The following is a 12,732-nucleotide window of genomic DNA, read 5'->3' as shown; positions in this document are numbered from 1 at the left end:
GCCGGAGATTTTTTCATCGGGTGGGCTCTCATTTCTTGACACGCATTGCAGCTTCGACACGCATCGCCCTGGATGGTTCTGAGTGAAATCGCTTGACTAGATAGCTATTTCGATCTGAATAGTTGCTGTCCGCGGATCACCCGGCTGCACGCGCTATGGGCAGCGGGTCGATTGCTCGGTAAGCGGTTGTACAACAAAGGTTGTCGGTACCCGCGGTGTACGCAGCGTCAGGCTCCCGTTATCCGCGTATATGATGTGGTCCTCGGCATGCACGTGACCATCAGCATCGATGCGTGCCAGCGTTGATCCGTCGATGCGCAGCAACCATGCGCCGCGGTGGAGCACCCGGTCGATCGTCACACACCCGTCGCCGCCTGACAGGTCGCTGCGCCGGTGCAGCCGGGTGACGAGTGTTCCGTCGATGACTTCGGCTTGCAGGACATCGACATCACGAGCCACCGCGGTCAGCGCCGGCTCCGTGAAATGCCCTTGACTCCAGGGCTGGTTGAACAACTTCCATAGCCCGTCTTCGACGTTCAGCCTCGCATAGCCGAGCAGCACATTCCCGGTCATCGGTTCAAGTTCCACTCTGTTGCCTTCATTGTCGACCAGTTCGTCGTTTCGCGGGTAATAGAGTCCTCCGTCGCGCCAGGTCGGCGAAAGGAAAGTGTCGGCATAGTCGAGTAAGCCATCCAGCGTGGCGTGATCACCCATCTCTGACGCCCAAGCCGAGACCCAACCGAAGTCGGTCGAATCGGCGACCACGGCTTGGCCCATCACTTCACGAGGCTCTGCGGACGGCACGTACAACGTGCGGCCGGGCCCGCACTTGAGCCAGTCTGCAATCTGGTCCGCGTAATGCTGATGAACGAAATCGCGGTGCCACATGTTGAGCAACGTGCCCAGCCAGGCGTCAGTCCACGGCCAGCCATGCTCATTGCGGACGACGGTGCCTTGATCGCGCATGACGAATACGTTGTAGTGTCCGTCATCGTCGAGCAGCCCAAAGTCGCTCCACGCCTGAAGATATCCGTTGATCACTTCATCAGCACGATGGGTGCCCGTGAGTAGATCACTGAGCCGAAAGCCCAGTATTGCCGGTTGATTACAGATTTGGAAGATGCAATTGGGTTCGCACGCTACGCCAAGGTAGCCGTTTTGCACCATCTGCCAGTAGATGTGATCGGACAGCGATTGACGATCGTATTCGAATCGCTTTTCTTCGCCGCCCCAGAAATATGACCAGTGACGAAAGGTGAGCGAGCCTGGCGCAGCGTAGTCGCTCCTGTTGAACAAATAGTCGTGCAGCAGCGACATGCTCTGCACGTAAGCGCTGTACATGATGTTGTCGCGCACGACGGGGTTCCACTCCTCCTCGAGCCGGTCGGTGATGTGGGCGTTGAACACGGCCCCACCGCGACTGACATCACGCCAGTAGAGCCAGACCTCGGGCTGCAAGATCTTGTCGATGAGGCGCTTGATGATCGGCTGAAACAACCCCGGCGCAGCGGGTAGTCGGTGCAGATGAGTAAGGGCGAGCGCATAGGTCATGTAGGCAAGTTGGAATCGATATCCGCCAAAGTCTTCTTGGCCGACCCCTTTGCCTTGCATCAAAGACCAGTCGTTGACCTGCTGGCGCGACAGATTGTCAAAGTGGCGAAGGTGACCGACCTGCTCGGCGGTCAGTAACCGGTGCGTCATGGCTTGTCCTTTGCGGAATCGCGATCACGAGCTGTTGCAAGCTCCTTGAGGTTGCGTCGGGAGATCTTTCCCGAAGATGTCATCGGTAAGCCCGCGAGGAACATCACCTCGCGGGGACGCTTGTACGCGGCCAGGCTGCCGCGACAAAAGTCGATGATGGACTCGGCCGTCGGCATTGATCCTGGCTTTGCGACCACGTAAGCCACGGCGATCTCCCCTCGGACAGGATCCGGGCGGCCGACCACGGCCACCTGCGACACCTGGGGGTGGGTGGCAAGCACACGTTCGATTTCGGCGGGATAGACGTTGTATCCCCCGGTGATGATCATGTCCTTGGCACGGTCCACCACGTGGAGGCGGCCGGCGCCGTCTTGATAGGCGATGTCGCCAGTACGCAACCAACCATCGCCGTCGAGGGCCGCGCGAGATGCCTCGGGCTGCCCGACGTAGCCGAGCATCACGATCGGTCCTCGTATTTGCAGTTCGCCGCGTTCGCCCGCCGGCAATTCGTTCCGGGAGCCGTCCAGGGCGGCGATACGCACGTCGACGCCGGGCAACGCCACTCCTACGGAATTGGGATCCGCCGGACACCATGGGCTGTGAGTCGCGCCTAGACCGGCAATTTCGGTCATACCCCACAGTTGGATCATCGGGACGCCGGTTACTCGTCGCCACGCTTCGACCATGTCGGCCGACAGCGTCTGGCCGCCGACGGTAGCCACACGAAGCGAATTCAGGTCCGCGCCACCGAGTGCGTTGTCGGCGAGCATCATCGCGTACATCGCGGGAACGCCCTCGAACATCGTTGCCCGCCTCGCTGCGATTAGGTTCAGGGCCTTCCGGGCTTCGAAACGCCGCATCAGCACAACTTCGCCCCCGACCAGGAAGATGCTGTTGATCGCCACGTTGCCGTACACATGAGCGGCCGGCAGCGCCGTGACAAGGGTGTCGGCGGCCGTGCGGGCATGCATTGTGGCCGTGAGCGCCCAGTTGAGCAGGACAGCTCGGTGGGACTGCATCGCCCCCTTGGGATGACCGGTGGTGCCGGACGTGTAAACGATGGCGCACAGGCCATCTTCGGCGCTGCCCACGCGGGTCAACGGCGATCCGGTGCCATCTTCCAGCAGGACCTCCATCGGAATCGCCGCGCCAGTTCCGTCACCGCCGTATTCGGCGTGCAAGGCGACGCCAGGTGCCAAAGCCAATGCCGCAGCGGCAACCTCGGTCTGTTCGGCGCTGGCAATCAATGCTCGCGAGCCGCAGTCGTTGAGCACGTGCGCCAGTTCTGGTGCGCTCAGCATCACGTTGATCGGATTGACGATGGCCCCGCAGCGCAGCGCACCGTGGTAGGCGACGATCCATTCCCAACCATTCTGGCCGATCAGCGAAACGACGTCGCCCGGCCCGATCCCGCGGCGCTGCAATGCGGCGGCCAACCGACGCGAGAGCCGTTCGAGCTCGCCATAGGTCAGAACGGCGGTCGCGGTGACTAGGGCGACCGAGTCCGCGTCACGATCGGCCGCACACGGCAGTAGGTCGGCGGGCCGCAGCGGCGGCCGAAATCGGGAACTACGCATGTGTACAGTTCGAATGCCGAACCGGCTCGAAGACGACGACCGCCTTGCTGACCTCACCCCGGTGCACTGCGCCAATAGCGTCGTTGATGTCGGCGAACGCGAACGTCTGGACGAGGTGGTCGAACGGGAAGCGCCCGGCCCGATACAGGGCGAGCAGTTCGGGGATGAACTCGGCCGCCACAGCATCGCCCTCGATAACTCCTACCAGGCTGCGGCCGAAAAGTAGTTGGCCTTGATCGAGGGTGATGTCGTTAGGCGCACCCTGGTATCCCAGAGTGGCGCATACGCCCGGCGCTTGGAGCGATTCCACCGCAGTGCGGACGACATCGGGATAGCCGATGCAATCGACGGTGTAGCAGGCCCCTACTCCCCCAGTGAGAGCGCGGATCCGGGCTGCCACGCCTCCGTGCGACGAGTTGATTGTGTGCGTTGCCCCTAGCTGCTTTGCCCTGGCTAGCGACGCGTCGCTGATGTCGACGGCGATGATCGGTGAGCATTGCGCGACAACGGCCGCCAACAACGCTGATAGGCCAACCGAACCGGCACCGAAGATCGCGATTGACGATCCGGGTCTGGGCTGCAGTGTATTGAGGACGGCGCCTGCCCCGGTCTGGATGCCACACCCCAGTGGTCCCAGGACCTGCAGCGGCAGGTCCTTGTCGACCCGCACGCAGCTGCGCTCGCTGGCGACGGCCCGAGTGGCCCATGATGACTGGCCGAAGAAGGCGCCGCGGACAGGGCCATCGTTGCCGGTCAGGGGGGTCGATCCGTCGCGGCGAGTCCCGGTGAAATTCAGCTCGACAAAACTCCTGCAGTGCATCGGCAATTGCGAGAGGCAGTTGTCGCAAGCACCGCAGGAGTTGTACGACAAGACGACGTGGTCGCCGACGGCCAGGGTGGTGACGTGGCTGCCGACGTGTTCGACGACACCAGCACCTTCGTGGCCCAGCACTATCGGCGTCTGTTCTGCCGAGGCAGAGGCGATGACCCCGAGGTCGGTATGACATATGCCAGCGCAAGACATCCGAACCACCACCTCGTTCTCACGTGGCTGACCAATGGTCAACTCTTCGTGGGTCAATGGTGATCGCGGAGAACGTAGAACTGCAGCAGTGGTTCTCATCTGCTTAGGCTTTCGGATCTGTCGAGGGTGATGGTCTGATGATTGGTGTACTCGGCGAGTCCGTAGACCGAGTTTTCAGCACCGATGCCAGACTCTTTGTGCCCACTGAAGACTTGATGAGGCGAATACTGGTGGACTTCGTTCATCCACACAGTTCCGGCTTCCAGTCGCCGGCCGATCCTTTCGACACGACTGAGATCAGTCCCCCAAACCGAGGCGCCCAGCCCAAAGGGCGTGTCGTTTGCCCGCGCGATCACATCTTCCTCGTCGGTCCAGCGCAGCAGAGGGACGATGGGACCGAAAGGTTCTTCGGTGACCAGCCGCGAATCCTCGGGTGGGTTGTCTACCAACGTGACTGGTATGAACCATCCCTTAGCGGAGGGATCGACGGTGCCGCCCAGAGCGAATGTATAGCCGTGGGACCGGCAATCGGCGAAGTAATCCCGCACCTTGTTGTATTGCGCTTCGTTTTGGATCGGCCCGAGCTGAGTGCGGGGATCAGCGCCGTCGCCCACCACGACTGTCTTGGCGAAGGAGACCAGGGCGTCGCGCACATCGTCATAGACACGGTCGTGGATATAGATCCGCTTGGCGGCGTTGCAGAACTGCCCATTGTTCTGAAACGCCGCCCAAAAGATCTTGGGGGCAACGATGACCGGATCGACGTCATCGAGCACGATCGCGGGGTCGTTACCGCCAAGCTCCAGGGTAATCCGCTTGAGTGTGCCTGCTGCTGAACGCATCACGTGTTTTCCGGTTTCGGTGCTGCCGGTAAATGCGATCTTGTCGATCGCCGGGTGGCTGGTCATCCATTGGCCCAGCTCGTCTTTTCCGCTGAGCGCATTGAGGACACCCGGCGGCACGAGGTCTTGCACGAGTTCGACAAACTTGAGATCGCACAGCGGCGTGAACGGCGACGGCTTGACGATGACCGTATTACCGGACACCAAGGCGGGCGCTATCTTCCACACTGCCAGCAGAATCGGGAAGTTCCACGGCACGATTGCGGCGACCACTCCCAATGGTGTGTGTCGGCTGATCACTCGGCGGCGTGGGCTGTCTTCGATAACCTCTTCTGGAAGAGATTGTTTGGCGACTTCCCGCAACCACATGATGGACCCGAAGACTTCCCATTCAGCCATTGCTCGTGGCTTACCCTGTTCTGCGGTCAGCAGTTTCATGAACGCTTCGGCATGCGCCTCGAGCCGATCACCCATGCCGGCAACCGCCGCTTGTCGTTCCGAGTAACCCAGAGCGGACCACGCGGGGAAGGCGTCTCGCGCCGTGGCGACGGCACGATCAAGGTCCAGGCGGGCGGCGACGGGAACGCGAGCGATCACCGAACGCGTCGCCGGGTTATGAACGGGTGCCGAATCGGCTGTGTCGACTGACCGGCCCCCGATCGTCAGCCTAAAGTCCTCCTCCACGCGCGCGGTCGGATTGGTTCTGGCGTCCATTTTCTGTGCAACTCCTCCTTGAGTCCGAAACAGCTGTGGGGATAGGTGCTTTCGTTGTGAGTGGACGGGTGGGTGCGCGTGCTACTCCGATTGCGGACGCGACCGGCGCCCCTAGGTCACGTGATACCGCCGCAGCCGTTGATACAGGGTGGTACGCCCGATGCCGAGGCGCGCCGCCGCGGCAACCTTGTTGCCGCGGGTGGCCCGCAAAGCGGCAACGATCGCGTCGTGTTCGGCCACCTCGATGCCCGACAGGCCGCGCGGAGGGCCCTGCCGGATCGTTGCCGGCAAGTCGGAGTCGATGATGTCTCCGCGCAATCTGTCGCGCGCGGCAGATGTGAGCACCCCGTGCAGTTCGCGAAGGTTTCCGGGCCAGCTATAAGCGGCCAGTAGCTGCAGCGCGGAGGCCGAGATGGTCAAGGAGGTGCCGGGCACGACTCGGGCGAGACACTCGTGCACCAACCAGGGGAAGTCGTCGCGTCTTTCGCGCAGCGGCGGCAGCGTCATGCGCTCAAGTGCGGTAGCGGTTAGAGCCAGGTGCCCGGTATCAGCGGAATCCAGCGGAGAAGTGGTCAGCACCACGTGGGCGGCCGAGCGGACCACGAGCTGTGCGAGCAGAGCCGCGGTGCGATCTGGCAATAGGTCGATGTTGTCGACGAGGACGGCGGGGGTTCCGGCTAATGCCGCGCGGGCACGTTCAATCCAGTCGCCGCCCTCCGCGGCGTCTAGCACCACCGCTTGCGGGCCCGCCCGCCGTCGGCCCGCGGTCGTTCGTCCCGTTCCTGGCTCGCCCACGACGACTGCCACCCGGGAGGTCGAACCGCCCGTGGCGGAAGCCGCTGCGTGAGAAGCCTTGTGGCTGCACGACGTGATGCCGAACAGCGCGCCCCGGGCCTCGGGAATGCTCCGCACCTGAAGCAGTACCTGTGCTCCCGAGGCGAGCGTGACGGTCGTCTGACGGCTCTCACCGTCGGTGAGGTCTTCGGCGATGGCTCGAAGTGTCGCGTGATCGCAACTGCGGACGATCTCGACAGCGTGGCGATTGCTGAGCACCACGTTTTCACCAAGAGCCATCACCGCGCGGCTCTTGGCGTGGGGGTGTGCTTGGAATTCGGCGAGCAGGCGCTGTTCGGCCTGTGTGGATGACTGCAGCAGGCGTTGTTCGATGTCGTGCACCGCGCGTTGGACCAACGGTCCCAGGAGCGGTGTGGCGTCCTCGGTGCGGCCGGTGATATCCAACACGCCCTCGAGCCGCCGGGTCACCGGGTTGCGAATCGGTGCGGCGTAACAACAGAAATCGCGTAGCGACTCGAGGAAATGTTCACCGCCGATCACGGAAACCGGGGCGTGCAGTTCGTGCGCTGTCGCTAACGCGTTGGTGCCGGTACGCTCCTCGACGAACCGCGCGCCGGGTACGGCTAGCACACGGTCTAAAGCTGTTCCCAGACCGCGCTGTCCGACCCGGCGATCGATGATCGCCGCCGATCGATCGGCGGTCAGGACACAGAACCGGCTTTCCGCTAATTCTGCGCCGAGGTCATCGAGTACCGGTGCTGCTGCCCGCGCCAGTCGGCTACGACGGTCCCAGTCGGGCACGATTTCGGGATTGGTTGGCATCCCGGGGTCGAGGCCGGCCAGCGCCGCGCGACGCCAGCCCAGCGCGATGGCGGTCCGAACTCGCAAGCCCGGTAAGGATTTCACGTCCGGGCGTACGGCGTTGCTCGCCGTTATAGGCCGCGATGTGAGATGGTTTCGCACGACGCCTCCCGACATGCTTGACGTCAACCCGGTCGGCTGGCGTCTTCGAGTTCGGCGGCCTCAGCTGTCTTGAGCCAGGCGGCCAGGCCGGCACCGAAGCCGTGCGGGTCGTCCAGCGGTGTCCAGTGCAACCCCTGCACCTCGGCCACCGTCAGGTTCGGGAAGGTGCTGATAGTGTCGCGACGGCGGCCACCCACCATCTCGATTCCGCCTGGTGTGCCGGCCAGGTGCAGCTTGGGGATGGATGTACTGGCCAGCCAGTGTGCCTGTTGCTCAAGGACGCGACGCATTTCGGTGTCATCGTCCCCGAAAGGCACCGATCGTGGCCAGTCCAGCGTGGGGCGACGGTCCTCGCCGGGATTCGCGTAGGGCCGTACGATTTCGTCCCACTCCTCGGGGGCTAGGACACGCAGCATGTTGGGGCGTGCGGCGTTGACGAAGAAATTGTTGTCCAAGACGTCTTGGCCACCTTCGGGGGTGCGCAGGTGCTTGAACCCGTCCTGCACCATCGCCGGCCAGTCCGACCAGTCGAATGGCGGCAGCAGCGCCTCGCCGAACGCGATTCCCCGCACGCGCTGTGGATGTTTCATCGCCCAGTCGAAGGCCAGGTTGGAGCCCCAATCATGACCCACCAAGACGACGCCGTCACCGACGGCCAAGGTGTCCAGGAGCTCGCCGAGGTAATGGGCATGCGTACCGAAGCTGTACGTTCCCTCACCGCCGGGGGGCAGCTTGTCGGAGTCTCCGGCGCCGATCAAATCCACCGCGATCACTCGGTGGTTTTCGGCGACGTAGGGGATAACGTTGTGCCACAGGAATGCTGACATGATGTCACCGTGGATGAAGACAACTGGCGTGCCTTGTCCTTCTTCGATGTAGGTCATGGTCCGGCCACCGACGGAGGCTGACTTCTTCAAGTAGTTCGAGCGTCGGGGGATCGGAGGGCCCTGTCGTCGCGCCGGCTCGAGCAGAACGTTTTTCATCAACGCGCCAGCCGGCGTCAACGCCGCGCCACTGACGTTGACTTGGTCGAAATAGTCGTACCAGCCCGAAGCGGCGATTCCCGCTTCGAAGAGGCGTTGTAATTGCACATCCGGAACGCGATACACACTGAAGAAGTCATACGCTGCGCGGCGGTCAGTGTCCGGGTCGTTCACCCCGTAGCCCAAGACCTCCACCCCCTGGGCTTGAAGGCCGACCAGGGCTCCCGCAAGCTGGCCGACGAACGACTCGCGCTGGGCCGGACTGAGATCGATCCACGCTTGTCGGTACTTATATAGCTCGACAAAAATTTGTTGCACAGCAAGACCTTTCGTGTTGCGGTTAGTTGGCCTGGTTGGCCGCGGCGGTACTGGGAAGTAGGTCTAGGCGGGTGACGGGGCGAACCGTTGGCGGTACTCGCGCGGGGTGGTCCCCAGGCGGCTGCGGAACAGACGGTAGAGGGTCTCCACCGAGCCCAACCCGCTTTCGGATGCGACGCGTTCAGGCGTCAAGTCGGTGCGTTCGAGTAGGCGGCGTGCATACTCGATCCGCATCCGCTCGACGAATTCGCCCGGGGTCAAACCCACATCGGCGTGGAACACGCGGGCAAGATGGCGCGGTGTCACCGCCATCCGGCGTGCCAGGGCAGACACCGACAGGTCCTCGTTGAGATGGCTACAGATCCACCGGCGTAACTCGGCGAGGTCCGTGCGGCTTCCGGCCGGCACAGACAACGCGGCACTGAACTGACTCTGCCCGCCCGGCCGTTGCACGTACATCACCATCAATTGCGCCACCTTCAAAGCGATGTCATCGCCGTGGTCCTCGCTGACCAGCGCCAGCGCCAGGTCCATCGATGCGGTGATGCCGGCGCTTGTCCACATCCGGCCCGACCGGATAAAGATCGGGTCATCGTCTACCTCGACCAGTGGGTACTCGGCGGCGAGCTGGGCGGCCGTGCCCCAATGTGTGGTCGCGCGATGCCCGTCGAGCAAGCCGGCTGCCGCCGCGATATGGGCGCCGGCGCACACGGCCGCGACGCGACCGGCCGCTGAACCGCGCTCGCGCAGCCAGTCGACCACGGCTTCGTCGACGACGGAGACCGGACGGCCTTCGGGGCATACGTCGACGCGGCCGGTGACCACGATGGTGTCAGGCCGCTCGCGCAGGTCCCTGAACGACTGATCGACGTGCAAGCGCAGCCCGGAAAACGTCGGCACCGCCTCGCGGCGACTGGCTACCACCCGCACGTCGTAACGCGGAGCGCCCGCCGGCAGAGCGAGATTGGCCATGGCGAACACCTCGGCTGGGCCCGCGACATCCACTGCGTCGATGCCGGAAAACACCGTGACGACAACGAGGTGGGACGGCTTCGCATTCACAGTTCCAGCATCGCCAGTGTTCGCGCTGTCCGCAATGACGATTTAATGTCAATTACGGACATCGCCGGCCGGTCGGACGCCCGCCATCGACTGGGTTCGCCACCCGACGCCAATCGCCTGGCGGACAGTATCGGCGATCGTCGTTGCCGCCGGGCGTGAGAGCACGGCGGCAACGTAGGCGTCGGGGCGCACGATCCACACTTCGTCGGCGTGCATCCCGAGTCGTTCGGCGAGCGTGCCCGAAGGATCGAGCGCAGATACTGCCAGGACACGGGCCGGGGATGACGTCGCCTCCGCTACGCCGGCGGCGATCTGGTCGATGTCGGTCCGGAAGCCGGTCAACACCAGGAGACCGCCGCGGGCCAGTCGGCGCAGCCGCGTCGCACCTCCGCCCGGCAGGGTTATCGACGCATCAGGCATAAGCCTGCCGGGGCCCGGCGGAGGTTGCCGGCCGACTTCGGGACGACCTGTGAACGGCCGGCTTGGATCCGCACGAACCAACGGTGAGTCGACATACCAAAACGGTTCAGACAACCGCCCGGAGTCCACCAGTGTGCGGGCGCTGGCGTCGGTCAGAGCGCGCTCGAGGATTCGTTCACGCGCCAACCGCTGCTCCGCGGTTTGTGGAACGAGAAACCGCATAGTTGCCGTGGTCACGTCCAGATTTTCCAGCGCGGCCGCATGTCGTTCGGCGTGGTAGGTATCCAAGAGACTCTCGTCGGCCCACCCATGGAGCACATAGGCCAGTTTCCATGCGGCGTTCTCGGCATCTGCCACACCGGAATTGAGGCCCCTCGCACCGAACGGCGAGACGACATGGGCGCAATCCCCCGCGAGCAGCACCCGCCCCCTCCGCATATGGTCGACAACTCGGGACTGAAAGCGGTACACCGACTTCCAGACGATCTCGTAGGGCTCATCGCCGATAATCGCGCGAATGCGCGCGTCCAATCGGCCGTCGGCGGCTTCTGAGTCGAGGTCGTAGTCACCCGGGACCTGCCAGTCAACACGGAACACCGAGTCCGGACACGGGTGGATGAGCACTTGGCGGCCCGGATTCCATGGCGGGTCGAAGTAGAACCGTCTCTCGTGCGCCCAGCCGGGACGCTGCATCCGGATATCGCAAATCAAGAAGCGGTCATCGAAGGACTGTCCGGAAAACGATACGTCGAGGATGCGTCGAATAGCGTCGCTACGCGATCCCGTGCACACCACGCTGTAGTCAGCGCGAAGCTCGACCTGCCCCGCTGACGTATGACATCGCACCACCACATGTCGAGCCTCCTGGTCGATGGCTGTGACTTGATGGTCCCAATGCACCGCGATGAAAGGTTCGTCGGCGATTGCCTCGTCGAGAATTTGTTCGGTGCGCGCTTGGGAGATGTTGATGAACGGCGGGAACTCCGCCCCACTCGTCGAGCCCAACGTCTGCACGAACAGTTCTGCGCCTCGATAGAAGGTGCGGGCCGAATCCCAGGTCAGCCCTTCATGACTGAGCCGATGACCCACCCCAACCGATTCCCAAATGTCGAGCACATCGCGCTGCTGACAGATGGCTTTTGAGCCGATCGGGTCGCGCCGTGGTCGGGCGTCTAGCAGGGTTACCGATACGCCCCAGCGGGCGAGCAGCAGTGCGCACGTCTGACCCACCGGCCCATTGCCGAGCACCAACACCGAGGGCTTCTCGACTTTGGCGGCAACCGCCTTCGGTTCCCTCATCCTTGTAACTGCGCCCAGACGTCACGGTCGCGATCGGTTGTCCAGATTCGGGGCCGTTCGACGCCCGACAACTCGTCCCAGACGCGCGATACGTCGAAGGGCAAGCAGTGCTCGAAGATGGGCCAGCGCCCATAGCGCTCGGCCAGAGCTGCATGGCATCGGTCGAAAGCATCCTTCAACGTACCGCCCTCGCGTTGGGTGTCGCCAACTTCGCGAATCAGAACGTTAAGGAAATGGCGCGTCTGTTCGATGGAATCGTGGACGGCCTGCTCGCCGAATGCGACATCTCCGCGCCCGCCAACGAGCGTGGTCGCTCCGAGTTGCGCCACCCGGTCCAGCGTCGCGCCCGACCAGTCGCGGTGAAAGGCGTCGCCAGTGTAGAGCGCAGCCTGAGATTCGACCAGATCGCCGGCGAATAGGATGCGTTGGTTCGGCAGCCAGGCGACGATGTCACCCTCGGTATGACCGCGACCGCAGTATTGCAGCACCAATTCGCCACGCTCGCCACCCAAGTGGATGGTGAGGCGGTCGGAAAATGTCAGGGTGGGCCAGGTAAGGCCCGGCACAGTGTCGGCCCCGCGGGCCAGCCGCGGCATGCGGGCAAACTCACTGGCCCAATCCTGCTTGCCACGCTCGGCGATCAACGCGCGCGTAATGTCATGTGACACAATCACTTCGGCGTCGAACGCCGACGCACCAAGCACACGAACCGCGTGGTAGTGAGACAAGATCAGGTAACGGATGGGCTTGTCGGTGTGCTCACGCAGTTTGGCCAGCCATTCACTGGCGACCTCGGGGGTCGCCAGTGCTTCAAAACAGACGACGAAGTCCTCACCCTCAATCGCACCGACATTGGGATCACCCTCGCCGGTAAGCGCGTAGATACCGTCGGCGAGCACATTGAGTGTCTGCTGTTTCTCCGACAGGTCAGCTGATGATGCAAAAGCGCGTTGACCCATGACTAGGCCTCTCCATTTAGTCAAAGCTTTGATTACTTAAGCCTTGACCATACCGTCGCCTCGTCTACGACGGAA

Annotated in this window: 9 protein-coding genes; all 9 read right to left on the bottom strand. The window is 63.2% G+C overall.

Annotated elements, in window-relative coordinates; all coding sequences use genetic code 11:
• Positions 1–153 precede the first annotated feature (153 nt).
• Positions 154–1,701, bottom strand: a complete 1,548-nt coding sequence (locus A5695_RS01985) for a hypothetical protein (protein ID WP_068077514.1) — start codon at positions 1,699–1,701, stop codon at positions 154–156.
• The gene (locus A5695_RS01980; protein ID WP_068077512.1) at positions 1,698–3,278 is read right to left on the bottom strand and encodes a class I adenylate-forming enzyme family protein; all 1,581 of its coding nucleotides are present in this window, start codon (positions 3,276–3,278) and stop codon (positions 1,698–1,700) included. The genes A5695_RS01985 and A5695_RS01980 overlap by 4 nt, the downstream gene beginning before the upstream one ends.
• On the bottom strand, positions 3,271–4,401 hold the full coding sequence (locus A5695_RS01975) for an NAD(P)-dependent alcohol dehydrogenase (protein ID WP_068077510.1): 1,131 nt from the start codon (positions 4,399–4,401) through the stop codon (positions 3,271–3,273). Before A5695_RS01975 ends, A5695_RS01980 begins: the two co-directional genes overlap by 8 nt.
• On the bottom strand, positions 4,398–5,858 hold the full coding sequence (locus A5695_RS01970; protein ID WP_068077508.1) for an aldehyde dehydrogenase family protein: 1,461 nt from the start codon (positions 5,856–5,858) through the stop codon (positions 4,398–4,400). Before A5695_RS01970 ends, A5695_RS01975 begins: the two co-directional genes overlap by 4 nt.
• Before the next feature lie 111 nt (positions 5,859–5,969).
• A complete protein-coding gene (locus A5695_RS01965) occupies positions 5,970–7,541 on the bottom strand; it encodes a sigma-54-dependent Fis family transcriptional regulator (RefSeq protein ID WP_068077557.1) in 1,572 nt (523 codons plus the stop codon).
• 98 nt (positions 7,542–7,639) lie between these two features.
• A complete protein-coding gene (locus A5695_RS01960) occupies positions 7,640–8,917 on the bottom strand; it encodes a haloalkane dehalogenase (protein WP_082945795.1) in 1,278 nt (425 codons plus the stop codon).
• Positions 8,918–8,980: 63 nt separating this feature from the next.
• On the bottom strand, positions 8,981–9,979 hold the full coding sequence (locus A5695_RS01955) for a GlxA family transcriptional regulator (RefSeq protein ID WP_068077506.1): 999 nt from the start codon (positions 9,977–9,979) through the stop codon (positions 8,981–8,983).
• A gap of 48 nt (positions 9,980–10,027) precedes the next feature.
• Positions 10,028–11,698, bottom strand: a complete 1,671-nt coding sequence (locus tag A5695_RS01950; RefSeq protein ID WP_068077504.1) for an FAD-dependent monooxygenase — start codon at positions 11,696–11,698, stop codon at positions 10,028–10,030.
• Positions 11,695–12,657: an MBL fold metallo-hydrolase gene (locus tag A5695_RS01945; RefSeq protein ID WP_068077502.1), complete on the bottom strand. Its 963-nt coding sequence runs from the start codon at positions 12,655–12,657 to the stop codon at positions 11,695–11,697. The genes A5695_RS01950 and A5695_RS01945 overlap by 4 nt, the downstream gene beginning before the upstream one ends.
• Positions 12,658–12,732 lie beyond the last annotated feature (75 nt).

The organism is Mycobacterium sp. E1747, from assembly GCF_001667775.1.
Taxonomy (GTDB): Bacteria; Actinomycetota; Actinomycetes; order Mycobacteriales; family Mycobacteriaceae; genus Mycobacterium.
The sequence above is the reverse complement of the archived record's forward strand: the minus strand, read 5'-3'. Positions and strand labels throughout refer to the sequence as shown.

Excerpts from the sequence above, each read along its gene's own strand:
- A5695_RS01980 (WP_068077512.1), bottom strand. The coding sequence starts at position 3,278 with ATGCGTAGTTCCCGATTTCGGCCGCCGCTGCGGCCCGCCGACCTACTG.
- A5695_RS01970 (WP_068077508.1), bottom strand. The coding sequence starts at position 5,858 with ATGGACGCCAGAACCAATCCGACCGCGCGCGTGGAGGAGGACTTTAGG.
- A5695_RS01945 (WP_068077502.1), bottom strand. The coding sequence starts at position 12,657 with ATGGGTCAACGCGCTTTTGCATCATCAGCTGACCTGTCGGAGAAACAG.
- A5695_RS01950 (WP_068077504.1), bottom strand. The coding sequence starts at position 11,698 with ATGAGGGAACCGAAGGCGGTTGCCGCCAAAGTCGAGAAGCCCTCGGTG.
- A5695_RS01975 (WP_068077510.1), bottom strand. The coding sequence starts at position 4,401 with ATGAGAACCACTGCTGCAGTTCTACGTTCTCCGCGATCACCATTGACC.
- A5695_RS01985 (WP_068077514.1), bottom strand. The coding sequence starts at position 1,701 with ATGACGCACCGGTTACTGACCGCCGAGCAGGTCGGTCACCTTCGCCAC.